This window comes from Gimesia algae (assembly GCF_007746795.1).
Classification (GTDB): domain Bacteria; phylum Planctomycetota; class Planctomycetia; order Planctomycetales; family Planctomycetaceae; genus Gimesia; species Gimesia algae.
Map to the genome: position 1 here is coordinate 2,923,255 of NZ_CP036343.1, position 25,186 is coordinate 2,948,440.

General features: G+C 51.0%; 22 protein-coding genes. 10 read left to right on the forward strand and 12 right to left on the reverse strand.

Going from position 1 to position 25,186, the window contains the following annotated elements; all coding sequences use genetic code 11:
* Positions 1–261 precede the first annotated feature (261 nt).
* The 4 genes from Pan161_RS10615 to greA all read left to right on the forward strand — a co-directional run bounded on the left by Pan161_RS10615 (position 262) and on the right by greA (position 4,451).
* The gene (locus Pan161_RS10615; protein WP_145226583.1) at positions 262–1,485 is read left to right on the forward strand and encodes a cupin domain-containing protein; all 1,224 of its coding nucleotides are present in this window, start codon (positions 262–264) and stop codon (positions 1,483–1,485) included.
* 87 nt (positions 1,486–1,572) lie between these two features.
* Complete coding sequence (locus Pan161_RS10620; RefSeq protein ID WP_145226585.1) at positions 1,573–2,625, forward strand: sugar phosphate isomerase/epimerase family protein; 1,053 nt, start codon at positions 1,573–1,575, stop codon at positions 2,623–2,625.
* A gap of 58 nt (positions 2,626–2,683) precedes the next feature.
* The gene (locus tag Pan161_RS10625; RefSeq protein WP_145226587.1) at positions 2,684–3,841 is read left to right on the forward strand and encodes a Gfo/Idh/MocA family protein; all 1,158 of its coding nucleotides are present in this window, start codon (positions 2,684–2,686) and stop codon (positions 3,839–3,841) included.
* A 133-nt stretch (positions 3,842–3,974) separates the two neighbouring features.
* Positions 3,975–4,451: a transcription elongation factor GreA gene (greA, locus tag Pan161_RS10630; protein WP_145226589.1), complete on the forward strand. Its 477-nt coding sequence runs from the start codon at positions 3,975–3,977 to the stop codon at positions 4,449–4,451.
* Positions 4,452–4,655: 204 nt separating this feature from the next.
* On the opposite strand, the gene Pan161_RS10635 is transcribed toward greA, so the two are convergent.
* From Pan161_RS10635 to Pan161_RS10650, 4 genes are all read right to left on the reverse strand, one after another.
* Positions 4,656–4,997, reverse strand: coding sequence for a hypothetical protein (locus tag Pan161_RS10635; RefSeq protein ID WP_145226591.1), 342 nt, complete (start codon positions 4,995–4,997; stop codon positions 4,656–4,658).
* A 499-nt stretch (positions 4,998–5,496) separates the two neighbouring features.
* A complete protein-coding gene (locus tag Pan161_RS10640; protein ID WP_145226593.1) occupies positions 5,497–5,892 on the reverse strand; it encodes a hypothetical protein in 396 nt (131 codons plus the stop codon).
* A gap of 285 nt (positions 5,893–6,177) precedes the next feature.
* Positions 6,178–6,504: a hypothetical protein gene (locus Pan161_RS10645; protein WP_145226595.1), complete on the reverse strand. Its 327-nt coding sequence runs from the start codon at positions 6,502–6,504 to the stop codon at positions 6,178–6,180.
* Positions 6,505–7,007: 503 nt separating this feature from the next.
* The gene (locus Pan161_RS10650) at positions 7,008–9,023 is read right to left on the reverse strand and encodes a sigma 54-interacting transcriptional regulator (protein ID WP_232103691.1); all 2,016 of its coding nucleotides are present in this window, start codon (positions 9,021–9,023) and stop codon (positions 7,008–7,010) included.
* Between the two features lie 258 nt (positions 9,024–9,281).
* Between Pan161_RS10650 and Pan161_RS10655 the strand changes: the two genes are divergently transcribed.
* Together Pan161_RS10655 and Pan161_RS10660 are read left to right on the forward strand one after the other, a co-directional pair.
* Entirely contained in the window at positions 9,282–10,547 is a 1,266-nt protein-coding gene (locus Pan161_RS10655) for a PQQ-like beta-propeller repeat protein (protein ID WP_145226597.1), read from the forward strand.
* Positions 10,548–10,760: 213 nt separating this feature from the next.
* Positions 10,761–11,210, forward strand: coding sequence for a hypothetical protein (locus tag Pan161_RS10660; RefSeq protein WP_145226599.1), 450 nt, complete (start codon positions 10,761–10,763; stop codon positions 11,208–11,210).
* 38 nt (positions 11,211–11,248) lie between these two features.
* Here the strand turns inward: Pan161_RS10660 and Pan161_RS10665 are convergent, their stop codons facing one another.
* From Pan161_RS10665 to Pan161_RS10700, 8 genes are all read right to left on the reverse strand, one after another.
* Positions 11,249–11,665, reverse strand: a complete 417-nt coding sequence (locus Pan161_RS10665; protein WP_145226601.1) for a hypothetical protein — start codon at positions 11,663–11,665, stop codon at positions 11,249–11,251.
* 240 nt (positions 11,666–11,905) lie between these two features.
* Positions 11,906–12,262 carry a 50S ribosomal protein L20 gene (gene rplT / locus Pan161_RS10670; protein WP_145226603.1) on the reverse strand — a complete coding sequence of 119 codons (357 nt, stop codon included), beginning with the start codon at positions 12,260–12,262 and terminating at the stop codon, positions 11,906–11,908.
* Positions 12,263–12,341: 79 nt separating this feature from the next.
* Positions 12,342–12,542: a 50S ribosomal protein L35 gene (gene rpmI, locus Pan161_RS10675; RefSeq protein ID WP_145226605.1), complete on the reverse strand. Its 201-nt coding sequence runs from the start codon at positions 12,540–12,542 to the stop codon at positions 12,342–12,344.
* 520 nt (positions 12,543–13,062) lie between these two features.
* Positions 13,063–14,112 carry a flagellar motor switch protein FliM gene (fliM, locus tag Pan161_RS10680; protein WP_145226607.1) on the reverse strand — a complete coding sequence of 350 codons (1,050 nt, stop codon included), beginning with the start codon at positions 14,110–14,112 and terminating at the stop codon, positions 13,063–13,065.
* A 75-nt stretch (positions 14,113–14,187) separates the two neighbouring features.
* Positions 14,188–15,453: a glutamate-5-semialdehyde dehydrogenase gene (locus Pan161_RS10685; RefSeq protein ID WP_145232609.1), complete on the reverse strand. Its 1,266-nt coding sequence runs from the start codon at positions 15,451–15,453 to the stop codon at positions 14,188–14,190.
* A gap of 229 nt (positions 15,454–15,682) precedes the next feature.
* Complete coding sequence (locus Pan161_RS10690; RefSeq protein WP_145226609.1) at positions 15,683–16,207, reverse strand: Crp/Fnr family transcriptional regulator; 525 nt, start codon at positions 16,205–16,207, stop codon at positions 15,683–15,685.
* Between the two features lie 83 nt (positions 16,208–16,290).
* On the reverse strand, positions 16,291–17,520 hold the full coding sequence (locus Pan161_RS10695; protein ID WP_145226614.1) for a Glu/Leu/Phe/Val family dehydrogenase: 1,230 nt from the start codon (positions 17,518–17,520) through the stop codon (positions 16,291–16,293).
* A 364-nt stretch (positions 17,521–17,884) separates the two neighbouring features.
* Entirely contained in the window at positions 17,885–19,111 is a 1,227-nt protein-coding gene (locus Pan161_RS10700; protein WP_145226616.1) for an SGNH/GDSL hydrolase family protein, read from the reverse strand.
* A 343-nt stretch (positions 19,112–19,454) separates the two neighbouring features.
* Between Pan161_RS10700 and Pan161_RS10705 the strand changes: the two genes are divergently transcribed.
* The 4 genes from Pan161_RS10705 to Pan161_RS10720 are packed head-to-tail and all read left to right on the forward strand — an operon-like array spanning position 19,455 to position 24,976.
* The gene (locus Pan161_RS10705) at positions 19,455–20,660 is read left to right on the forward strand and encodes a M20/M25/M40 family metallo-hydrolase (RefSeq protein ID WP_145226618.1); all 1,206 of its coding nucleotides are present in this window, start codon (positions 19,455–19,457) and stop codon (positions 20,658–20,660) included.
* Positions 20,661–20,708: 48 nt separating this feature from the next.
* A complete protein-coding gene (locus tag Pan161_RS10710; protein ID WP_145226620.1) occupies positions 20,709–21,605 on the forward strand; it encodes a polyprenyl synthetase family protein in 897 nt (298 codons plus the stop codon).
* Positions 21,605–23,518 (forward strand): 1-deoxy-D-xylulose-5-phosphate synthase, encoded by a 1,914-nt coding sequence (dxs, locus tag Pan161_RS10715; RefSeq protein ID WP_145226622.1) that lies wholly within the window; start codon positions 21,605–21,607, stop codon positions 23,516–23,518. Before Pan161_RS10710 ends, dxs begins: the two co-directional genes overlap by 1 nt.
* Positions 23,519–23,572: 54 nt before the next feature.
* Positions 23,573–24,976, forward strand: a complete 1,404-nt coding sequence (locus Pan161_RS10720; RefSeq protein WP_145226624.1) for a hypothetical protein — start codon at positions 23,573–23,575, stop codon at positions 24,974–24,976.
* The last annotated feature ends 210 nt before the right edge of the window (positions 24,977–25,186 follow it).

Below are 25,186 nucleotides of genomic sequence, written 5' to 3' on the forward strand. Positions count from 1 at the left end.
GGTTGTTTAGAATCAACAAAGTCAACACTCACACCGAGTTTGACCGTGATTCTTTCAAATTAAGCGGCAAAAACAATTCGGTTTCCTTTGCAAAAACGGGGGGAAACATCACAATAAAATCATTGATTCAGGTCGTTTTTCGACAGTCATTCAATTTGCCTGTGTTCCAGAGCCCTTCACAGGATGATGCTTTCGGTGAGGTCGTCATCAGGGTTGCCAAAGAACATGCGCCAGTTCAACACGAATAAAGAAGAGGAAAGAATGTCTAACGTTGCCAAATTAGCCGCCGATGCGCTGACTGAAGGTGGTGGAATTTTTCGTTTGTCGCCAACCTGGGTTCCCCGATCATTTCTGCAGCCTGGTCGTCGCCTGAAACTGCACCCCAATGATTACTATGCATTAGGTACCCACCGTGGGGGGATCGATGAACGCTGGTTTGGCTCTACCACTGTCGCTGCCAACGAAGGCGCTCCCGATGATGAAGGTTTAAGCTACTGTGTGTTCGGCGGTGAAAAATTCACTCTGCGGGACGCTATCAGCGAACTGGGAGCCGAAATCATCGGCGATACCATCTGGGGTAAGTACAACCGCTGGCCCGTCTATTCCAAATTCTTCGATAACATGGGACCGATTCCTCACCACATGCACCAGAACGCCGAACAGGCTGCCAAAGTTGGCCAGGAAGGCAAACCGGAATCGTACTACTTCCCACCCCAGATGAACGCCATCGGGAATAACTTCCCGTACACATTCATGGGGCTGGAACCCGGCACCACCAAACAGGATGTGATTGACTGTCTGGACCGCTGGAACGACGGTGATAACGGCATTCTCGATCTCTCCAAAGCCTATCGCCTCAAACCGGGTACCGGCTGGCTGATTCCTCCCTGCGTACTGCACGCTCCCGGAAGTCTCGTCACCTACGAACCACAGTGGGGTAGTGACGTGTTCGGCATGTACCAGTCAATGGTCGAAGGCCGCGCGGTTCCCCGCTCTCTGCTGACGAAAGATTTCCCCGAAGACAAGCACGACGATAACGAATATCTCGTCGAAGCCCTCGACTGGGAAGCCAACGTCGATCCCAACTTCAAGGACAATAACTACCTCGAACCCATCGCGATTGGTGATACTGCTGCCGACGGGTATGTCGATCGCTGGATCGTGTACGGTAAAGTCAAAGGCGAACAGCTCTTTACTGCCAAGGAACTGACCGTTGATCCCGGCGCCAAAGTCACCATCAAAGACACCGGCGCTTACAGCTGGATTACAGTTCAGGGTGAAGGCTCCATCGGCAATCTGCGACTGCAGACGCCTGCCATGATTCGCTTCGGCGAAATGACCGAAGATGAGGTCTTCGTGACAGAAAAAACCGCTCAGGCTGGTGTCACAATTGAGAATACTGGCAGTGAACCTTTGGTTTCACTCCGCTACTTCGGCCCCGATGCCTGCCCGAGTGCACCCAACATCGGTGATTACCGTAAATAAAACCGATCCATCACACAGGAACTGCCCGAACTCTCGGGCAGTTTTCTTTTTGATCTCTCAACTCCTGCTAACATGAAGGACCATCTCATGAGTGATAACGCAGCTAACACCTTACCCAAACTTCATAACGCTGCCTGGCCGGGAGTAGTCGGTAAAGGCCCTGATTCTGAACCTCCTATCGACCTGGACACAATGCTCGACCTGACCGCCGCCGCGGAAGTCGATGGCATCAAATTTGACGGGACAGATCTGTTCCTGTTCGATCCTCACGTCAGCATCGACTCCACCGACGATGATTTGAAACAACTGGCCGAAAAAGTCCAGAGCCGCAACCTGGTGATCGGTTCCGTCGTGGCTCCTGTCTGGCCTCCCACAGGAGGTGGCTCCGCCATGGGGAGCGCCGAAGAACGCGGACAGTTCCTCGAACAGGTACTCAAAGGCTGTACCATTGCTAAAAAACTGCGTGAACTGGGCGTCCGTCCTTATGGCGTTGTGCGTCTTGACTCTGCAGCCGGTGTCGGCGACTGGGTTGGCGATCCGGAAGGCAATCAGGCCAAAATCGCCGAGACTTTCAAACAGGCCGCCGACATTGCCGCCGATCATGGCGAACGCCTCGCCGCTGAAGGCGAAATCTGCTGGGGTGGTATGCACAGCTGGAAACGCATGGTGCAACTGCTGGAAATGGTGGATCGTCCCGACACACTCGGTTTCCAGGCAGACATGTCGCACACCCTGCTCTACCTGATGGGATATAACGCCCCTGAAGACCGTCTGCTCCCCGAGGACTTCGACTGGAATGACGAAGCGACTTTTGACGCCGCTTATAAAACCCTGACCGACGCCCTGCGTCCCTGGACGATTGATTTCCACGTCGCCCAGAATGACGGCACCGTGCACGGCACCGGTTCACACGATAAGACCGGCCGCCACTGCCTGCCGAAAGACCCCAACGGAAAGCTCGATATCGTCAAACGGGCCGGTTACTGGCTCAAAGATGAAAGCGGCAATCCCACGAAGCAATTCGAACACATCTGCTGGGATGGCTGCATGTTCTCCAACGAAATCATGATGAGCCCGCAGACCTGGAATGATATTCTGGAAGCCATGATTAATGTCAGAAAAGCCCACGGCTGGTCCTGATCCTGCTTAAATTTATTTCAATCTCAACCTGTATTTTTATATTGAAGGAGTCACACCAATGAGCAAGCCCGTACGTGTCGGCCTGATCGGCTACGGATTCATGGGACGTACCCACTCCAATGCTTATAGACAAGTCGGAAAATTTTTCGATATCGAACACACGCCTGTCCTGCAGGCCTGCTGTGCCCGCAGCGAAGACAAGATCAAAGACTTCGCTGACAACTGGGGCTGGGAGTCCTACGAAACCGACTGGCGCAAGCTGATCGAACGTGATGACATCGACCTGATCGATATCACGACCCCCAACAACTCCCATCACGATATCGCCATTGCCGCTGCCGAAGCCGGTAAAATGGTGCTCTGCGAAAAACCGCTGGCCATGAACACCGCAGAAGCAGTCGCGATGACAGACGCCATCGAAAAAGCAGGCGTCGCGAACATGGTCTGGTTCAACTACCGCCGTGTCCCTGCCATTACACTGGCCAAGCAACTCGTCGATGAAAAACGCATCGGGCGACCCTTCCACTACCGGGCCCAGTACCTGCAGGACTGGACGATCGCTGAAGACGTTCCCCAGGGGGGTGCGACACTCTGGCGTCTGGACGCGAAAGTCGCGGGGAGCGGCGTGACAGGCGACCTGCTGGCACATTCGATCGATTCGGCGATCTGGCTCAACGGGCCGATCACTTCGGTCTCCGCCGCCACAGAAACCTTTATCAAAGAACGCGTTCACCAGGAAACCGGCGAAAAGACGAAAGTCGAAATTGACGACGCCTGCATGTTTCTGGCGCGCTTCGCCAATGGCTCGATGGGTACTTTTGAAAGCTCCCGCTACGCCCGCGGACGCAAAAACTTCAATACGTTCGAATTGAACGGCGAAGACGGCTCTGTCTTCTTCGATCTGGAAGATCCGCAGATCCTGCAGTATTTCGAATACGCTAACCCCACCACCGGTAAGAAAGTCGAAGACCATATCACCGGCTGGCGGCGGATTCACGTCACCAACTTCGAGCATCCTTACATGGATCACTGGTGGGTTCCCGGTTGTACCATCGGATACGAACACACATTTACCAACGCTTTGGCAGACTTCTTCCAGGGACTCGATACCGGTAAACCAACCCAGCCGGACTTCCGTGCGGCACTGGAAACGCAGAAAGTCTGTGACGCCGTTCTGCAAAGTGCGAAAGACAAGCAATGGGTTGAAATAGCATAGCATTGCGGGCACGTTTTCTGTTATAATGCCTGCATAACAAGTCTTTGTAAAAACGGGTGGCACTCCGCGTCGCCCGTTTTTGCTATATACTGAATCTAAAAACTGAAGTTATCACGAATCGGGAGTCAAAAAGATGGACCGTCATCCAATCACACAAGAAGGGTACGACAAACTGCGCGAAGAAATTCGTTATCTCGAAAGCGAAAGAATGCCTGAGATCGCAGAAAGTATCGCAGAAGCCCGTGCGGAAGGTGATTTGAAAGAAAATACCGAATACCACGCCCAGCGGGAAGCACAGGGGATGACGCAGGCGAAAATTAACCAGTTGAAATCCAAACTGGCCAATTGTTATATCGCCGATAAATCTACGATGCCTAAAGGGGTCGTTACCTTTGGCTCAATCGTGACCGTAAAAAACCTGGATGACGGACTGGATGAGAAATACGAGTTCGTAGGACCGGGCGAAGAAGACTACATGGGTGAAGTCATGAAGATTCTCACATCCAGCCCACTCGCAGAAGGCCTGCTCAACAAAAAAGTGGGAGACAAAGTCGAAGTGGCAGTGCCTTCAGGCACACTCCGATTCGAAGTACTGGAGATTGAAGACTGATTTCATTTCAGGACGGAAAAAACAAAAGCGGCATGAGAATGTTCTCATGCCGCTTTTTTTATATCGTTTCGCTCCAGACAGCTGAAAGAAAGTCGTCAGACATCCGGTCAGTTTCGAGTCCCGCAGAAAAAAGGTGAAGCATCTCAGTTTCCCACAACCAGAGGCCCACGTGCCCCGCAGATGCTTCAATCGATCTGCAACAGGCTATTTGGCCTGAACCAGTACTCGATTCATCAGTGGAATCGAGGGTGCAAATGTCTGCACGGTCTGTGTCACCAGCTGCTTCAAGTAGTAACTGGAGCTGACTCCGTACACGGTAATTCCTGCATGATCACAGCGAACTTTGACATTCTGGACCTGACGATGCGTGCCTGACAGAATCTCTGACTCCAGCTTGGCAGGAGCAGGACAGGTATCCCAGGCTGCGGTGAACCGCTGGGCAACTTCCCGGGGAGGCGTGCTTTCTACACGCTCCATAAGAGCTTCTGCTGTGATTGTTTCTTCTGCAACGGGACGCTCTGGCTTTTGTAAAATTTGCAAAGACATTGCAATCATCCAACTTAAAAAAAGTGTGTCGACTTTGTTTGGTACTGTTTTCAGGACAGTCGCGAATCATGTGCCGAAAAGAAAACTGTTCCCAAAAAACAGCAACCACGAGACGCTGACAGTGATACGCGATCCTCGTATCTGTTTCAACACACAACACTTAATCAATTCAACTTTGAACCGAATCTTAACCCGCTGCAAATATGATTGCCGGTATTTTAAGTGACCGTGTGCGTCGTTTTTTTGCGACTACTCTGAGGGATGCACAAAAAGTGTGCGAACATCTGCAGCAGCGCCCGCCAACAAGTAACCCCGCCTCGAACCAGAGCCTGAAATCAGGTAAATCAGCCATAGTCGCCTGCCTTCAAAAGTTGATCAATGAACTACTTCTAATCGCCGATCCAGGCCGTGATATCCCGAACCACTTCCGCTGCCACATTGCCGGGAATCATGTCTTCTGCGGGAGGTCCCGGCCCCTCACCCGCCATAAAGAGGAGGTTCAGTTTCGGTTAGGAGATGAACCTGACATCCTTCCGGCTCCCGAGACTGTGTCCAGTTTTCCTGTAGCGTCTCCAGGGCCATTTGGACCGAGTATAATAGATTGTGAGACGCTATGGTTAAATGTAATGCGCACCAGAGCCTGTTTCCACTTTGTGAAGTCATCCATCGTCACTTGATAATCCCGCTCCCCCTGTAGAATCAGAAACGGGATCTGAAGCAATCTGGCGCTGTCTGCAGCGTCATAGCCTCTCACAGCCAGATAAAGCCAGATGTAGTTGCTCAGCGGACGTATCAGGGCCCAGCCTGGAAGATCGTACCCGTAGAACCTGTCCTGCCAGTTTGAGATATTCTCTGCTGGCTTTCGACAGGAATCTCGCTGTTGAAGTGTGGACACTCTGCCTGCACTCCCTCTGGAGCAGCTTTCCCGGCCCAGGGCAACCGCGGGCCTCCTCAGCCTTCTCGGAGGCAGTAGTGATCAAACCGGTTGTGACATAGAGCAAGACTCCAAACAGGGTCCTTCGCCTCATGTCATCAGTCCACCTGTTCACAGAACCGGATCGAACGAAACATTCTGCCTTAGCGCAAGGAAAGGGTCTTCAGTCAATTGCCTGAAGACCCTTTTCTATCGAAAACATAACGATTCGCAACGTGAAAAAAAGACACTGCGAAATCGATGATTTTAAGCAAGAAGTCCCTGCAGCAGGTTTTCTCCTGGACCGTGATCATAACAATCACTGTTATTCCAGAGTGGAAGACCAGCAGCATAGCGTGCAGCCAGCATCAGAACTTTCTGTTCTGAACCGGGCTTTGCCTGTGTTGCTTCGTCTGGGTTAATGCCCATTTCACGGTACTCTTCTTCACCGAACAAAGCATCGAAGTTGGGATCGTACCCTTCACCAGAAAAATTCTGGTAATCACCATCTTCGTAGCTGACCAATGACTGATCATCTTCAAGTTCGTATGAAAGAGTCTCAACGTCATCCGTACCCATCAAAAATGCCGACATTCTCTTCTTCTTTCTCCAACAACAATTACAAAAGTCCAGAATCTCCACCCAAACTATATGAGTGGACAAACCTTCTACGTGGAACAAAACAATCAGTCATCTCTACCAAACCGAGAAATTCAATCGCTCGTAGCGTACGCATCCATTGCGTTATTTGGGAGATTGAAAGCAACACCCTCCAAGGGTGTGGGAAGTTTTTTCAGGTGGGAAACTCTTCTAAATTAGTGGTTAAAAAACATCCCGAGTTTTTTTGGCTGCAGTTGAAAACCGCAAGAGAGGACACCTATTAGGTATCCCCTGTTTCTAGGACAATTCTTTAGTTTTTATGGTAAAATGTCAACAAGATTTTTGACATTTTTGCAAACTACTCTGAAATCGAATCCCTCAACAGGCAACTCCCCCCTGAGATACAGACTTCATCCTCTGTTTCGGCTGAATCTGCTGGATTTTGATGAATCAAAACCACATGGTGACTCCTTTCAACAGTAGCACTCGTTCACAATTCAGGGGCGATGGATACCATATCGTTTCAGTTTTCGATCCAGAGTGGAGCGCTCGATTCCGAGAATTTGTGCCGACCGCGATTTATTCCAGTTGGTATTATTCAGCACCGCCAGAATATGCTCCTGCTCCACGATCTCCAGTGAGACTTCCCGAAACCGGGAATGTGCCGCGGGGAGCACATTTTGGGGGTCACTCTCCATTCCCACAGCGGACAACTGGATATCCGAAGCATCCAGGATGTCGCTGGTACACAATATGAAAGCCCGCTCGATCGTATTCTGCAGTTCGCGGACATTACCCGGCCAGTGATACGCTTCCAGCAGTTCCTTCGCTTCCTCGGTGAAACCACGAATCGGCCGGCCTGTTTTAACCACAAAACGATTCAGAAAATAATCCGCCAGCAGCAGGATGTCATCCGCACGTATACGTAGCGGGTCCACACTGACCTCCACCACGTGCAGTCGAAAATAAAGATCCTGCCGAAATATTCCTTTGGCGACGGCTTTTTCCATATCCCGGTTTGTTGCAGCAACCACTCTCACATCAACTTTAATTGATACGCTACCCCCCACACGCTCAAAGGAATGACCTTCCAGTACACGCAGAAACTTTGCCTGCACCCCCAGAGACATTTCCCCGACTTCATCCAGAAACAGGGTCCCTTTGTGTGCCTGTTCGAATTTACCAGGCTTCTGACCGGTGGCTCCTGTAAATGCTCCCTTCTCATGCCCGAACAACTCACTCTCCAGCAGACCTTCGCTGAGAGCCGCACAGTTCATACAGACAAACGGCTGTTTCTTTCGTTGGCTGTTGAAATGAATGGCTCGTGCCACCAGCTCTTTACCAACGCCGCTCTCACCACGAATCAGCACACTGGCATCTGTAGGAGCGATCCGCAGGATCTGTGCCTTCATCGCTGTCATGCTGGGGCTCTTTCCCACCAGCTCACTCTCGAGCTCCAGCTGCTCCCTCAGCGCTTTGTTTTCACCTTCCATCCGCGCCAGACCATCGGAGAGCCGCAGCTTCTCACTCAGGTTCTCAAACGAAATCGCCAGCTGATCCGCCAGAGCCAGTGTGAACTCCAGGTCATCAGAATCCAGTGGATTATCAGGGTTGGTCGAATACAGGTGGATCAGCCCCGCAACCCCCCGTTTATTCCGCAACGGCGCACAGATGACACTTTGTGCATGGATCTTTCCCAGGCTGTCCCGCGTCGACAACTTGCTGTCATCCGCGATATTATGAGCCAGAATCGCATCCCCCTCAGCAAAGACCATCTCGGAAAGAAAATGAGAAGGCTTCTGATAAGGCAGCTCATCAACCGATTGAAACGCGATGACTTTCAGATTTTCCGGTTTGCGTGGCTGTTGCTGAGTCGGATCGAAATACAGGATGGCTCCGATGTCCGCACTCGTCCCTTCAAACAGACCATTTAAGACGATCTGCGACAGTTCCTGCTCGGACTGGACATTACCCATATCCAGCGCCAGGCGATACAGGCGCCCCAGCTCACGACTGGTTCGATCGCGATCCCGATCCCGATCCGAATGAGAGACAGGAGGGGGCGTGTGAAAACGGGTATGACTTTTCCGCTGTATGATCTCGGGAACATTGAACTCATCCCAGCTGGACTGATGACCCGCTCCCATGGTCGCACTCTCCAGTTCGGCACTGGAGCCATCTGACGTGGGACGCGAGGAGAAACGGGAAACATCAAATGTAAAGATCGCCTGACTGTCACCGATCTCTACGACATCCCCGTCCTGAAGTTCATAGTCCTGACTGATAGCGATTCCCTGCACCAGTGTCCCGTTTCGGCTCCCCAGATCGCGGATGTACCAGGCTGAGTCACTGTAGAAGATCTCACAATGATTGCGGCTGCAGACCTCATCGTCGAGCACAATCCGGTTCGTCGGTGCACGACCGATGGTCGTAACCTGGCGATCTACCAGGCGATACACTTTACCCCGCTCTTCCAGCTCCTGAACGATCAGATATGCTACTGAGGAAGTCACGTTTGAGTTTTTCTTTTCAGAATTATGCATGTATGATGACACAGGACTGGTTCCACTGCGGTAAATTCAGCGAACGTGATCCCTCATGAAAAAGCCAACAGGCACCCGCCCCGCAAACATTGCCGAAATCAGTACGCCCTATTTACTTACGATAGCCCGGACATTTATTATATTCAATTAACTTGCACCAGAACATAAAATTCGTCAAGCTTATTGTGTGAAATCTGAATTACATCCTGCCTCAAACGAGAATCCCCCATGAACAGACTACTTTCCAACCGCTGTTTTACTCCTACCCTGCGGATCCTGCTGATTGTATGCTGCTCGCTTACAGCTCTGACCGCACTGCAGGCAGAGAACTGGCCTCGCTTTCGGGGAGCCGACGGCTCAGGTATTTCGGATGAAAAAGGCTTCCCGCTGGAGTGGACCGAGAAAGACTACGCCTGGCACATGGAACTGCCTGGAATAGGACACTCGTCACCTACCATCTGGGAAAATAACCTGTTTGTCACATCGGCCATCGATGATGGCGAAACCCGCTATCTGTTCTGCATCGACCCTAAAACCGGAAAAGAAAAATGGCGCCGGGAAACCAAACTCAAAAAGAGCCATAAACATCGCAAGGGGAGCTGGGCTTCCAGCACTCCCGCCACCGACGGCGAACATGTCTATGTCGAATTTGCGGATGAAGAATCCTATCTGCTGATTGCCTACGATCTGGAAGGCAACAAAATCTGGGAACGCAACCTGGGAGCCTTTATGAGCCAGCACGGGCATGGCAGCTCTCCCATCATCTATAAAGACCTGGTCATCGCCACCAACGACCAACAGGGTCCCAGTTTTGTCACCGCGTTTAATAAACTGACCGGCAAAACAGTCTGGCAGGCAGAGCGGGCGGTCCGTCGGACTTCCTATGCGACCCCCATCATTATCAATCACCCCAATACCGGACCGCAACTGATTTGTGTCAGCGGGGCAACAGGCGTCAGCAGCCTCGATCCCGAAACTGGGAAACTGAACTGGACCACGGGAGAGTTTCCTCAGCGAACGGTTTCTTCCCCCGTGTATGGCGAAGGCCTGATTTTCGCAACCTGCGGCGGCGGCGGCAGAGGTAAGCTGCTGTACGGCGTAGATCCTTCCGGCTCCGGTAACATCAAAGAGAGCCACATCAAATATCAGCGTTCTGCCAAGCTCCCCTACGTTCCGACTCCGGTTGTCTACGAAGGACACCTCTACCTCTGGGGAGATGCCGGCGTCGTCAGTTGTGTCGATCTGGCAACTCAGACAAACATCTGGACGGAACGTGTTGACGGCGACTTCAGCAGCTCTCCCGTCTGCATTAACGGCGTCCTGTACTGCATCAACGAAAATGGTGATCTCGCTATGATTGAAGCTTCGCCCCAGTTCAAATCGCACGGAAAGGTCAAACTCGGAGACCCCAGTCATGCGACCGTAGTCGTTGCTAATGGCCAGATGTTTCTGCGGACCTTTAAAAACCTGTATTGCCTGCAACCTGCAAAATAAGCTTCCATCGGGAATCAAGGCGGAACGTTGGAGAATTTTTGATTCAATCTGCTCTGGCATCTGCTATAATTAAAATACGGACAATTCTTAAAGCTCAAACATTTCCATAAACAATTTCCGTCGAATTTAGAAAATCAAACCTCAACCGAGACAACGGGCCGTCTCAAAACTTCAGTAACCTGAATACTGACTGATTGAAAACAAGGATTTATTATGCCCGCCTGGCCCGGTGGCCCCTGCCCACAATGTGGGGAGGACATGCCTGCAAATCTGGTACACTGTCAAACCTGCCGTGAACTGCTCAACGATGACCTGGAGCACGACACAGTTGAGATCCCTGCTTTCCACCCACTGAAAGAACTGGCTACCTGCTGTGATGCTTACCCGGTCGGATATTTCTTCCAGTGCCCAGACTGCCGCAAAGAATTACGCGTCCATAAAAAATACCTGGGCAAACAGGTCTCCTGCAAATTCTGCCAGGCCCCTTTCGCTTTGAGAATTGATGCGAGTAAAGCCATCTCCCAGGGATTTTACACCAGTTGTCCGCACTGCCGACAGGAATTGCGCATTGCCCACAAATACCTGGATACAGTCGCTGCGTGTAAATTCTGTAAGGGGCACATCCAACTGCTCGAGAAGCCCAGAGACCCGGTGGATCGATAACTCGACATAGCTTACCTTTGTGAGTCCCTGAAAACGCTTCAGGGCTGTGCCTGCTCCGTGGCGGACGCACCTTTCTCCCAGCTGATATCAGCCTGGGCCGGGCGGGTTTTATAAAGCGTTCCATCCTCCTGGAACAGGAGCGCGACATTCAAATGCCACAGTGCGCCATCTTCACGCTGCCACAGATCACAATAATAAATCGAAGGACTGGAAGCAAAATCGCCAGAGATTCCCGCATCGTCTAATTTACGGATCGCCTGTTCTTTCGGAGTTCCCAGGGGCGCAATCTCGAGGATTTTTGCCGACTGCTCTTCAAAGACCAGAGGGGCGGGTACGACCGACCTGAAGCCGGTACAGGCAGACAGACTGATTAAGCTCAATAGACAGACCCCTAGCGCAACCAGCTTGTGTGGCCCACGCCTGTTACCCGGATCCAACTCCACGCCTGCCTGCATCTACTCCCTGCCTCCCTGAGAGGGAACCATACCTGAAAACGAACCCGCTTCTGTTCCTGCAGGTTTGGCGCGTAATATAACAGATTCTTTATTCCGGGCGTACTGCAATTTGGGAAATCACCCTGAGCCCCCTGGACTGGCTAATTTGAGATCGGGACGTAAAAAAAGCCAGGCCTGTTTCATTGAACAAACCCGGCTGATTTTTTGTTTCTCAACTGAGTTGGATTACCTACTCAGGTATTAAACTGCTAAAGCGGCCTGAGCAGCTTTCACAATTTCATCAAAGATCTGTGGCTGATAAATTGCCAGTTCACTCAGTGATTTACGGTTCAGGGTGATCCCTGCTTTTGTCAGACCATTGATAAACTGGGAGTAATTCGTGCCTCGTGCGCGGCAGGCAGCGGTGATTCGAGTCACCCACAAAGCACGGAACTCGCGTTTGCGAACGCGGCGGTCACGGTAGGCGTATACCCGGGCACGAATCAGGGTTTCTTTGACGGTTCGCAGCAGTTTACTGCGACCACCAACATTACCGCGGGCTTCTTTGAACAGTCTTTTCTTGGCTCGACGTCGAGCTGCACCTTTTCGAACTCGCATTATTACTTTCCAACTGTGATGTTAAATATTGATTCTGTCAGCACACATCCCAACTCAGGCAGTCGGGATCTCGGCAAAGTTATGAACTGGGACGCAGGGCATTCACAATCAGCTTTGCTTCCGCGCCAGTCACGATACCATCACCGCGAAGTCTGATTTTTCGCTTAGGGCTCTTCTTACTGAGAATGTGACCACGAAACGCTTTCCTGTGCTTGGCTTTACCAGAAGCGGTGATCTTGAACCGCTTCTTAATTCCTTTATGTGTCTTTTGCTTAGGCATTTTATTTTCTATCTTCGTAAACGTTTCAGAGACACGTGCTGTCTCTGAGAAAACAGAGATCCAGTCATCATTCCTGAGTCATATTCTCAACGCGTTCTGCATTCTTCTCACGCAGAATCCTCAACCAGCAAGACCACATCCGTCCACCAAAAAGTACAGACTGGTCTTCAACAGGGAGCTTGATCGGGCAGTATAATCAGCCTCACGTTACTTTTTCCACCGAAACGGGGATAAAAACCCAGTGACTTCGTAGAAAAAATGACGGATTGACTGAAAACCGGCGTTTCCCGATCTACTGACAGGTGCTCGAACAACCAAATCTTAGATCTGGTAAGCTGAAAATAACTCCGATCACCATTGATATTTGAAGTTTACTGCAATTCATCGCTAAAGTACAGCCTGTCACACTCCCCCAAAATAGACTTAGACTGTGTCCAGTTTTACTGTAGCGTCTCCAGGGCCATTTGGACCGAGTATAATAGATTGTGAGACGCTAAGGTTAAATGTGATGCGCTCGAGATTAACCAGTCGCTGCTTCCGAACTTTTCAGACGTTCTTCGATCACATCCCGCGGGATTGCCAGCATTTTCTCGATACTGATGGCTTTATGGCCTTTATACACGCCCGGGAAAGCTGTAAAGACCGGGGAGCCTTCCAGTTCAACCGTCAAACTTTGAGCACTCCCTTTGTTGCACATGATCACATCACCCACAGCCAGATTCAGAACTTCGCCTGCCGTCAGTTTACTGTTGTCCAGTTCGACTCGCATCGCAATTTTCGACTTGGAGACACTGGCTTCCAGATTCAGCTGCTGTCTCAAATCTGGAGACTTCTTCTTGTACGCAGACCAGGTATCGGAGGTCAACTTGTTAGACAGTGGCTCAATCGTATTAAAGGGAATACAGAGATTGATAATCCCCCGAGTTTCCCCCATCGTGACTTCAAAAGAGATCAGCACGATCACTTCGTTGGGAGGGACAATCTGTACCAGTTGAGGATTACTTTCTACCTGAGATACCCGTAGTTTCCAATCACACAGATTACTCCAGGCAGATTCGATCCCCTCAATCGCGAGACCCGTGATGCGGGAAACCAGACGGATTTCAATTTCCGTCAACGCTCGATTCGGGTATGCGCCGTGAGAATGCCCATCCCCGCCTAACAACCGGTCGATGATCGGAAAAATGATCGACGGGCTGATATCCAGGATGATGTGTCCTTCCAGGGTTTCTGACTCAAGTAGATTGAAGCAGGTCGGGTTTTCCAGACTGAAAACAAATTCACTATAGGTCAACTGGTCGACACTGATCAGCTTGACTTCAATGATGGAGCGCAACATCCCACTGAGGGCAGCACCAAATTCCCGACTGAAGCTCTCATGCAAGGCGCGAAAGGCCCGCATCTGCTCTTTGCTGACGCGTTCGGGACGTTTGAAGTCATAAATACTGATCTGGGAATTGAAGTCGGTATTCCGCGTCGTAGGACGGCTCGCCCCGCTGCTGCTGTTTGCAGAGGGATCTAACGCCGATAAGAGCGACTCGACTTCGTTTTGACTGAGTACGTCTGCCATCCCTGGCCTCCCTGAATATTGAATTACCGCGAGGGCAGACTGCCCGCGACGGGATTTCAATCATTGATCTAACTGCTACTCTCGAATCTGCCCTGCTCCATGGGCCACATACTTATAACTGGTCAGTTCATTTAATCCACAGGGACCACGAGCGTGAAATTTATCGGTACTGATTCCGATTTCCGCCCCCAGTCCAAATTCTCCACCATCATTGAAACGCGTGCTGGCATTGACGATCACTGCCGCCGAATCGACTTGTGTCGTGAATTTCTCAGACGCCGCCAGTTCTGTTGTGACGATCGACTCTGTATGCCCCGATCCATATTGATGAATATGCCGGATCGCTTCATCCATGTCATTCACAATTTTGACAGAGATAATTTTGGCTCCGTATTCCGTGCCATAATCTTCTTCAGTCGCTGCTTTTGCTCCCGGTGTCAATTCCAGCGAACGCGGACAGCAGCGCAGTTCGACCCCCTGCGCCTGCAGCGCCTCTGACACCCGTGGATAAATCGTTTCAGCGACATCAATATGCACCAGCAGACTTTCTGCCGCATTGCATACACCGGGGCGCTGACATTTACTGTTCACCGTAATCGACTCCGCCAGCTCCGGATCGGCTGATTTGTCGAGATATACGTGACAAACGCCGTCAAAATGTTTGATGACCGGCATCGTCGCATCGCGGGCTACGCGTTCGATCAGACCTTTTCCGCCACGGGGAATCGTCACGTCAATGTATTCATTCAGTTTCAGAAAATGCCCTACTGCTTCGCGGTCTGTTGTTTCGACCAGTTGCACTGCCTCTTCCGGAAGAGCGACATCACGCAGCCCCTCCTGCAGCAGCTTATAGAAAGCGATATTGCTGTGAAATGCTTCTTTTCCGCCTCTTAAAATCACGGCGTTTCCGCTTTTGACACACAAGGCAGCCGCATCGATGGTCACATTAGGTCGTGACTCATAAATGAAGAACACAACTCCCAGGGGGACCCGCACGCGAGTGACCAGCAGGCCATTCGGGCGAATATTACTGTCAATGATTTCGCCAATCGGATTCGGCAGTGCGATGATCTCTTCCAGAGCCGTGATAATTCCCTGCAGTCGGGCCTCGGTCAATCGCAGTCGATCAATCGAAGCTTCCGTCAGCCCATACTCGGGTGCCTGTTCGATATCGACGGCATTTGCTTCCAGCAGATCCGGTGTCCGCTCACGAATCAGCTCAATCATACGGCGCAGCCAGGCGTTCTTCTGATTTCCATTCAAGGAAACCAGTTTCCGTGACGCGTCTCGCGCCTGCGATGCCAACTGTTCTGTATATTGAGCCAGGTCTAATTCTGTCATGTCACTCTTAATCATTTTGGGGTAGATGGTAAATGTGTTCATCGACCATCCTGGTACGTAAAACACGTGCAGTTCTCTGAATGAGGACACCTTACGCGACCGAAAGGTGCGCACCGTGTCTCCACAGGCTAATTGCCTGATCGACTGTGTTCAACATACCGAAGTATCAAATATCCGTCGAAATGTGTCAACGCGGGATCACAAACGTCGTTTCTGGCTTGATTTCCGACTAAAATTTCCAGTCTGAGTACAGCTTTGATCGGAAGTCGTGCCATTCTGCATTTCTGGTCTGGGAACCGCAGCTCTCTGCCATTTCCGCTGACCATTTATCCATCATCCGCAGCCGGTCCGACATGATCCGCACGGTATTAAACACGACCTTCTGAGCCCCTTGGGCCCCTTCTTTCAACATCTGATCGAATTCTCGACCAGGAATCCGCACCACTTCCACATCTGTGACAGCAACCACACTCGCCGAGTGAGGAGCCGGCTTGAAAAACGACATTTCGCCGAAAACAGACAGCGGACTTAACTGAGTCAGGGTCTGCTCACTTCCATTGGCCAGTTTTTTACGCACCTCACAGGAACCACTTTTAATAATCCAGAGATAGCGTGTGGAATTCCCTTCGTCCAGGATACGAGACCCTTCAGAAAATTCCTCTGCTTCAGAGTAATAGAGCAATTCTTCCATTTCAGTCGGAGTCACAGACTGAAACAGAACACAATCATTGATCAGTTCCTCTGTGGATATCATATTTATTACCTCGTAAGCGTCGGGTGTGAAATAATTGTTAATCTATGTCCAAATTGAACTTAACGAAAAAGGATGGCGGGATTTCAGATGCCTCCCAGGACGGTGGCACGCCCTACCCGTCCGATTCCTAATATGTAGGCAGCGACGCGTAGAGACACTTTTTTATCAGTAGCGATTTTCCAAACCAATTTAAAACTGTCATTCATAATACGATCTAATTCAGAGCGTACGCGGGATTTTTCCCAGCTGAAATGCTGTCGGTTCTGAACCCATTCGAAATAACTCACCGTCACGCCCCCGGCATTGGCCAGAATATCAGGCACCACGATAACCCCGTTTTTATCAAATATTTCGTCTGCTTCCGGGACAGTCGGATTATTGGCTGCTTCAATGATGCATCGCGCCTTGACTTCCTTGGCGATATCTTTGGTCAATACTCCACCTAAAGCAGCAGGAATCAGCACCGTCACATTGGAAGTGAGCAGTTCCTCATTCGACAGGGCTTCTGTTTCCGGAAATCCTTTGACGGCCCCTGTGTCCTTAGTGTATTCGATCAGCTTGGGGATATTAATCCCGTCAGCACTGTAAATTCCGCCGCTGGCGTCAGAGACTGCGACAATCTTGGCACCAAACTCATCCAGAAAATGAGCAGTGTAGCTGCCGACATTACCGAACCCCTGAATCGCGACAGTAACTCCTGTCATATCAATTTTCATATGATCCAGTGTATCCCGTGTCACCATCGCCACCCCACGACCGGTGGCCTCTTCACGACCATCGGCGCCATGCAGTTCCAGTGGTTTTCCTGTGACACAGGCCGGATTAAATCCCCGGTATTTTTCATACTGATTCATGATCCACGCCATGACCTGCGCGTTCGTCCCCATATCCGGTGCCGGAATGTCTTTGAGAGGCCCAATCACATCATAGATCTTATCGATAAATTTACGGGTAACCCGTTCCAGTTCGCCTTGGGACAGTTTACTGGTATCTACCGAAATCCCCCCTTTGGCACCGCCATAAGGGATATTCACCAGAGCCGTCTTCCAGGTCATCAAGGAGGCCAGCGCCAACACTTCATCGCCGTTGACTTCCGGATGAAAACGCAGTCCTCCTTTCATGGGACCACGCGAACTGTCATGTTGCACGCGATAGCCGATGTAGGTCGCGATTTCGCCATTATCCCGTTCGATGGCAACTTCCACTTTGACTTCTCGCTCAGGGGTGCGCAGCAGATCCTGCATATTCTTCGATAACCCCACCTGGCGCGAAGCCTGATCAAAATAACGACATGCTGTTTCGTAAGAACTCATTACATCCTGTCCTGTCTCAACGCGAGCTGATATCTGAAAAAACCAGGGAACGAACTGGTACGAAGCGTAGTCGACTGAATGCGAAACGCCAGAGGATTCGCTCCTGATTTTCAATTCCTCATGAAAGCCGTTTCATGGTCAAAATATTAAGACTTCTTCATACTTGAAAAGATAGGTCATATTTCTTCCTTAAAGTCTTTGAAAATCAGAGAATCTGCACTTCGAAACCGAAATCAGAGCTTCCCCTCAGATTTGAACTCCGCGATCGAATTCTGGTTGAATAAAAGGTCACTATTAAACTGTTCAATGGATTCTGATAATCCACACATTCATCATAATCCGGCATTTGAGCCAGACTCTTCATTTACCGTAAAGGAACCAGCGCCTGTCGATCTGCCGGTGGTTCGCTCTGCGAGGGAGCTTCGCGAGACCAGATGCCGGGGATCTCCTTAAGAATAAACAGCGCCAACTCCCGCGCATATAAGGCATGCCCTTCTCGTGAAAATTGAGGCACATTTTGTAGATAGTATCGATCTGGATTCTGGATACTCTGAAAAGTGTGTGAGGTATCGCAGAAAGAAAGATTGATCTGTCGGGAATACGTCTCCAGCAGTTCAAAGGGAAAGCGGCTTCCATAAGTCACCCCTTCACGAACTCCTAATCGAGCCCGGGCCTTTTCTCCACTCATGGCGGACTCTGACACCTGCCAGGGCTTGGGGTAGGATGCCAGGATAAATCGTGAGTAAGTTCCCTGAGCAATCTGCTGAATATTTTGAATTGGCTCGAGTGTCTGCCTGACATAAACCGACCAGTCGGGAGGGTGATCTTCCAGCCATAGATAGGTTCCCTGAGGAGTATCAATATCGCGTTCCAGCCCCGCAGGTTGATTTTCGACCCAGTAATCTCCCAGCCAGCGAAGTGAGTAGCGATAGACAAAGAACTGACTTTCTAACCGCTCCGGTTCATTAAACTTGTCAAACAGCGGATGCATCGAACACAAAGGCATCCCCGCATCACTGATCTGTGTGTAACGTCGCAACGCATGGTCGTCGGCAACATCAGACATGTCAAAATGAAACAGGATCAGATCAGGCTGCAAGCCCACTAAGGAGTGTCTTAAGTGCAGATATGACATCAGGGGACTGGCATCAGGCACGCCAGCATTGATGACTTCCACTTTCAGCTCGGTCTGCTTCTGCAACAACGCTTCCAGTCGGGAGCAGAATGTATCTTCATCTGCCATCTCCGGCGCCAGAACGGTCTCCCCTCCCAGGCAGAGAATCCGGAAGACACCCGCCGGCTTGGGAATCGCAGGTTCAGCCCCTCTGAGCCCCAGACTGTTGATCGAAAACTGAATTGTTTCTCCTGTATCAGGATGTTTGCGGGAGACCTGCTGCAGAGGTCGGATGCGGTGATAACTCACATCAGAGGGGATCAGAAAGCCTTCAGAATCATAACTGCTGACAGAGTCCTGATCTCGATATTCGGCCACGCGCAATGCGACCTCGCTCCCAACCGCCAACAGGATGAGAGTAATCAGTGCCAGCGTGATATGTTTAAGCCAGCGCAGAGGTGAGCGAATGATCTTCAATTATCAGAAACCGATGTTAAGATTTTAAGCTGGTTCTACTTAACGAATGCGTTGTCCCCTGTCATCGATGATGGAAACAACTCAGGATATGCGACCGTTCTTCCGGACAAATAAGACGTGACTGAGAAAAGCCAATTGTACATATTTATCGACAAATCAGCGGGGATTCTAATTTTGATCCTGAATTACAGCAATATGAGTCTGAAAGCCACGTCAGTTGATCTCAGAAGTTCAGTAGCGACCGCATTGAAAAAACTCTTGTGAAAGCCTAACTTGCATCATTCGAAACAGGGTGCTGTCAATTAAATGTCTCACATACATTCTCAACCGGTGATCCAGAATCATGAGCAACTATCCGTCAGAGACCGCAACTAAAGTCAATCCTAAGAAAGCGTTACAGCTCGTAACCGATCTCATGGCAATCCCCGGGAAGAGCGGAGAAGAGGGACTGATCGCCGCGGAAATCAAAAGCCGCCTGCTCAAAGCGGGTCTGTCCGAAACAATGATCCAGTTTGATAGTGCCCATAAGAAAAGCCCGATTGGTGGTCAGACGGGTAACATGATCGTCAAACTGCCGGGTACAATGCGGGGGCCACGCCGTCTGCTGATGGCCCATATGGATACCGTGCCTCTGTGTGTCGGTGCGAAACCTGTCAAAAAAGGAGATTTGATTCATTCTCAAAGTGATCAGACGGCATTAGGGGCTGACGACCGTTCTGGCTGCAGCGTTATTCTCAACGCGCTGCTCACCATCCTCGAACACAATTTACCCCATCCGCCCCTCAGCTTCTGCTGGATGGTTCAGGAGGAAATTGGTCTGGTAGGCGTGCGTCTGCTCACAACCAGCAAGCTGGGTAAACCTCAGATGTGCTTCAACTGGGATGGCAAAATGTCTGATATGCTCTGTATCGGGGCGACCGGTGACTCGGGCATGCTGATTCGGATTCAAGGCATCGCCAGTCACGCCGGTGCACATCCTGAATGTGGCGTCAGTGCCGCCGTGATCGCCTCCCGCGCCATTGATGATCTCTACACCAATGGCTGGCATGGACTGGTGATCAAAGGAAAGAATACAGGATCCAGTAATGTCGGAGTCATGGAAGGGGGAGCCGCAACCAATGTGGTGATGCCCGAACTGACCATCAAAGCGGAAGCCCGCAGCCACAATCCCCGTTTTCGACAGAAGATCCTGAATGAATTCAAAAAAGCCTTTCTGAAAGCCGCCAAGTCAGTGAAAAACAGCGAGGGGAAAAAGGGGAACGTTTCTTTCGAAACTTATTTGAAATATGATTCCTTCCGACTGGCGGAAGATGAACCCGCTGTGCAGACCGCACGACTGGCGATTGAAAAACAGGGAGGACAGCCGGAACTGACCATCGCCAATGGAGGTCTGGATGCCAACTGGATGACCGCCCATGGATTTCCTGCGGTCACACTGGGATGCGGCCAACAGGACATTCACACCACCAGCGAAACCCTGATGATTGATGAATATCTCAAAGCCTGCCAGATTGGACTTCTGCTGGCGACGGCGACCGAATCAGCCTGAATCAACTCATACGAATTACACATGATAAAAGTTAAAGACTCTGATTGAATGAGCGACTCATCCCAGCCCTTCAAAGAAATGTGGATTAACCTGCAGACACTGGTCAATCGCCGGCTGGAAGAGGCCCTCGATCAATCAGGTGACTGCCCTCCCATTCTTAAAGAAGCAATGTCGTATAGCCTCTCAGCAGGCGGAAAACGTTTGCGTCCTATCCTGGTCTTACTCAGCTGTGAAGCCTGTGGCGGTGATCTGGAAACAGCCTTACCAGCCGCCTGTGCCATCGAAATGGTACACACCTACTCTCTGATTCACGATGATCTCCCGGCGATGGATGACGATGAACTCCGTCGCGGTTTGCCGACCAGCCACATCAAATTTGGTGAAGCGAATGCGATCCTCGCCGGTGATGCCTTATTGACCCGTGCTTTCGAACTGCTGGCAAATCAGATCGAAATAAAGTCCTGTGCAGCAGCGTGTTGTGTCGATCTCGCGAATGCGGCAGGCGCTGTGGGAATGGTCGGCGGTCAGGTCGCTGACCTGGAATCGGAGCATCTCGAAAATCCCAGCCTCGAAATTCTGGAAGCCATTCATAAACGCAAGACAGGACGTCTGATCTGCAGTGCACTAACCATGGGCGCACGTATTGGTGGCGCTGATCCAGCGACCCTGAAAAACCTGGAAAGATACGGAACCTGCATAGGATTGGCTTTCCAGATTACCGATGATCTACTTGATTTAACCGGTAATGAAGAAAAAATGGGAAAAGGCGTGCGAAAAGATGCAGATCACGGTAAATTAACTTACCCCTCCCTGATTGGCGTTGAAGAAAGTCAACGACGCTCTCAAAAATTGATAGAAGAAGCGTGTCTCTCGATTGCCCCACTTGGGAGCCACGGCCAACGATTGGAAGAACTGGCCCACTTTATATTGGAACGAGACCACTGATGAACATCGAAATTCTACCACGGATCAAGTCGCCACTTGATATGCAAACTTTATCCGGGACTGAACTCGAAACGCTGGCAGCAGAAATTCGTGAAGTTTTGTGTACGGTTGTGGAAGACCGCTCGGCACACTTTGCGAGTAACCTCGGAGTGGTGGAACTCTGCATTGCCCTGCATATGTCTTACGACTTCTCCAGAGATCGCCTGATCTGGGATACAGGACACCAGATTTACCCACACAAATTACTGACAGGACGCTATTCCGAAATATCGACCATCCGTCGCAAAGGGGGCCTGATGGGCTACCCCAATCCGGAAGAGAGCGACTACGACCTGTTCATGACCGGACACGCCGGTGCCAGTGTTTCCACCGTCCTCGGACTCAAAGCCGGCGATGATCTGAGGGGAGAATCTGATCGCAAGTCAGTCGCCGTTATCGGTGATGGAGCACTTCCCTCAGGTGTCGTGTTTGAAGCGATGAATAACGCAGCAGGCATGGATCAGGATGTGCTCGTTATTCTCAACGACAACAAAATGGGGATCTGCCCCCGCGTAGGCGGACTGGCAAAGTATCTCGACAAAGCACGCGTGGCACCTTTTTACAATGGCCTGAAACGCGATGTCTCCTGGCTCTTGAACAAACTCCCCGTCGTCGGTGAGTCCATGGAAAACACCCTGGGCAGCTTCAAAGAGGCAGTCAAAGGCTTTCTACATGGGGGCATGCTGTTTGAAGAAATGGGCTTCCGCTATATCGGTCCTGTAGACGGCCACGATATCGAATCACTGTCTGGCTATTTGCAGATGATCAAAAACATCAAAGGTCCCGTACTGCTGCATGTCTTGACAGAAAAGGGTCACGGATTTGAACCGGCTACCAATGATCCCGTCTCATTCCATGCACCGGCTCCGTTCCAGAGGAATGAAGAAAACGAAATCGTGCCCGTGGAAAAACCAGGCAGCGGTTCTCCCAAGGGCTTTACTGATGTCGTCAGCAGTACCATTTTCCAGGCAATGACTGACAATGAACGGGTCGTCGTCCTCACAGCAGCCATGTGCGCCGGAAATAAACTCGGAAAAGTACGTGACGGCTTCCCTGATCGCTTCTTTGACACCGGAATCTGCGAAGCGCATGCCGTTGCCTTCGCTGGTGGGATGGCCAAAGCCGGACTACGCCCGATTGTTGATATCTACAGCACATTTCTGCAGCGCAGCTTCGACCATATCTTTCAGGAAGTCGCTCTGCAGAACCTGCCTGTGACCTTCTGTATGGACCGCGCCGGAATCGCCGGAGAAGATGGCCCCACCCATCACGGTGCCTTCGACAACACCTACATGCGATGCTTCCCTAACATCGTCAACATGTCCCCCGGGGACGCTCTGGATGTTGAACCCATGCTCGAATTTTCGCTGCAGCACGATGGACCAACGGCAATCCGTTACCCCAAAGCAGCCGCTGATGCCGTCGAACGCAAGGTTGCACCGGTGGAGTTGGGCAAGTCCGAAGTCTATGTCTGGGGTAAAGATGGAATGCTCATTGCATTTGGCTCTCTGTTCACCAATTGTATTCAGGCTGCGGAAAAATTGCGGGAAGAAGGACTCGATGTGGGTGTCATCAACGCCCGTTTCTCCAAGCCCCTCGATACGGAAGTCATCCATCAGGCCCTGCAGGAATCGGGCTTTGTGATTACCGTTGAAGAAGGTACACTTTGTGGCGGTTTCGGTTCTGCTGTTCTTGAGTCGGCAAATGACGCGGGATTAAATACCAGTCACCTCAAACGACTGGGGATCCCGGATCGTTTCATTGAACACGGAAACCGCAAAGAATTACTGGCTGACCTGGGACTGGATGTTGCCGGAATTACCGCAACGGCCCGTGAACTGGCACAGCAGACCAAAGTGGTCATCAACGATTAATTACGTCTCGCATTCTCCAATCAGTATGGACGCTTGATTTACGGAGCCTTCCGCATGTTTTCACTGAGTTCTGTTTCTTCTGCACGGATTCCCGGTTTTCTCTGTCTGGCACTGGTCGCCTGCGTTCTGTCTACCCCTAGGGACTCGGCTTTCGCGGAAAGCTATGAATTCAGAGAACCTGTTCAGGACGCGCGCACCTTCAACGTGGATTCCACCATTCGGGTCAAAGGGCAGTTGGAAACAGCAATCAAAACAGGACAGGCACGCTCGCTGGAGCTCGATGTCGATGGTAAATTTCAGTACCTCGAACGTCGATTACCCGGAACCGGACGGGATGCAGAAGCATTTCGCTCACTCCGTTATTATGAAGCAGCGACAGCCACCATCGATGTTCAAGGCCAGAAAACCTATGCCCGCGGCAGTGACAAGCATCGGCTCATCGTGGCAGAAGGAACATTGGAAGGCCTCTCACTGCATGCCCCCAACAGCCATCTCCTGCCAACCGAACTCGAACTGCTGAACTCCCCGGGAGACAGCTTGCCAGTCCTGGCGTTATTACCCCAGTCGGACGTGGATGTGGGTGAAGTCTGGACCCCCGACCGCTGGGTTCTGCAGTCTCTGACCGGGCTGGAAGCAGTTTTGAAATCCGAATTAACCTGCCAACTCGATTCCGTGGAAGATCAGCTGGCCACCATCAGCTTCACAGGCAGTATTGAAGGAGCGACCGTTGGTGCGCAAACCACAATCACAGTCAAAGGCAAACTGCAGTTCCGCCGGGACCATAACTATATCAGTCAGTTGGAATTGCAGCAGACAGAGAAACGCTCGGTAGGCTCCGTCAGCCCCGGAATGAAAGTGACCGCAGACGTCAACTGGACACGTTCGATCGCAACTGCCCCTGGCCCGTTAACCGATGAAATTCTGACTTCGATTCCACTGGAGACCAGCCCGGAAGCAAAATACCTGAGTTTCGAACCACCGTGGAACGTCCGGTTATTACTGCCTCGCGACTGGTATGTCTTCCATCAGACGGGACAGGTCGCCGTGTTACGTCTGCTCGATAAAGGCAGTCTGGTTTCACAGGCCAATATCTCAAAAATCCCGACAGTGAAACCAGGAGAGCACACCAGCGAAGAACAGTTCCAGCAGGATATCCGTTCTTCCCTGGGAGACAAGCTCATCAAGATTCTGAAAGCAGAAAACCTCTCCACAGATGATGGACGATTCATCCACCGCGTCACTGTGGCCGGGAAAGCCAACGAAATCCCGGTTCAATGGATTTATTACCTGTGCGCTGCTCCGTCCGGCAGACAGATCTCGTTTGTATTCACCGTCGACGAGAAACTGATCAATGAACTGGATAATCGGGACATGGATATCGTGTTGAGCCTGAAATTCCTCGACCCGAAACCAGCGCCCGTCCAGGCAACTCCCGTGGATGGCAATAAGCGAAAATAACCTCGGCAGGTTCCTCGCTGCCAGAGCCTGAGCAGCGGAAAACCCCGTAATGATCAAATCGGGGTCATAATCCTCACGACCATTGTAATCCGTCACAGTGTTTCGCGATCGAACAGGGATTACCCTGCACTTCACCTCGGAATGCGAACTAAACTTCATTTACCTGGTTACAATTTTCCAGGAATTCATTCGCAAACCAATCGCTTCTGA

Coding starts and splice junctions, on each gene's coding strand:
- Pan161_RS10635 (WP_145226591.1), bottom strand. CDS start 4,997: ATGTCTTTGCAAATTTTACAAAAGCCAGAGCGTCCCGTTGCAGAAGAA.
- Pan161_RS10720 (WP_145226624.1), top strand. CDS start 23,573: ATGTTTTCACTGAGTTCTGTTTCTTCTGCACGGATTCCCGGTTTTCTC.
- Pan161_RS10665 (WP_145226601.1), bottom strand. CDS start 11,665: ATGCAGGCAGGCGTGGAGTTGGATCCGGGTAACAGGCGTGGGCCACAC.
- Pan161_RS10685 (WP_145232609.1), bottom strand. CDS start 15,453: ATGACAGAATTAGACCTGGCTCAATATACAGAACAGTTGGCATCGCAG.
- Pan161_RS10705 (WP_145226618.1), top strand. CDS start 19,455: ATGAGCAACTATCCGTCAGAGACCGCAACTAAAGTCAATCCTAAGAAA.
- Pan161_RS10695 (WP_145226614.1), bottom strand. CDS start 17,520: ATGAGTTCTTACGAAACAGCATGTCGTTATTTTGATCAGGCTTCGCGC.
- Pan161_RS10615 (WP_145226583.1), top strand. CDS start 262: ATGTCTAACGTTGCCAAATTAGCCGCCGATGCGCTGACTGAAGGTGGT.
- rpmI (WP_145226605.1), bottom strand. CDS start 12,542: ATGCCTAAGCAAAAGACACATAAAGGAATTAAGAAGCGGTTCAAGATC.
- Pan161_RS10620 (WP_145226585.1), top strand. CDS start 1,573: ATGAGTGATAACGCAGCTAACACCTTACCCAAACTTCATAACGCTGCC.
- rplT (WP_145226603.1), bottom strand. CDS start 12,262: ATGCGAGTTCGAAAAGGTGCAGCTCGACGTCGAGCCAAGAAAAGACTG.
- Pan161_RS10625 (WP_145226587.1), top strand. CDS start 2,684: ATGAGCAAGCCCGTACGTGTCGGCCTGATCGGCTACGGATTCATGGGA.
- Pan161_RS10710 (WP_145226620.1), top strand. CDS start 20,709: ATGAGCGACTCATCCCAGCCCTTCAAAGAAATGTGGATTAACCTGCAG.
- fliM (WP_145226607.1), bottom strand. CDS start 14,112: ATGGCAGACGTACTCAGTCAAAACGAAGTCGAGTCGCTCTTATCGGCG.
- greA (WP_145226589.1), top strand. CDS start 3,975: ATGGACCGTCATCCAATCACACAAGAAGGGTACGACAAACTGCGCGAA.
- Pan161_RS10690 (WP_145226609.1), bottom strand. CDS start 16,207: ATGATATCCACAGAGGAACTGATCAATGATTGTGTTCTGTTTCAGTCT.
- Pan161_RS10655 (WP_145226597.1), top strand. CDS start 9,282: ATGAACAGACTACTTTCCAACCGCTGTTTTACTCCTACCCTGCGGATC.
- Pan161_RS10660 (WP_145226599.1), top strand. CDS start 10,761: ATGCCCGCCTGGCCCGGTGGCCCCTGCCCACAATGTGGGGAGGACATG.
- Pan161_RS10645 (WP_145226595.1), bottom strand. CDS start 6,504: ATGTCGGCATTTTTGATGGGTACGGATGACGTTGAGACTCTTTCATAC.
- dxs (WP_145226622.1), top strand. CDS start 21,605: ATGAACATCGAAATTCTACCACGGATCAAGTCGCCACTTGATATGCAA.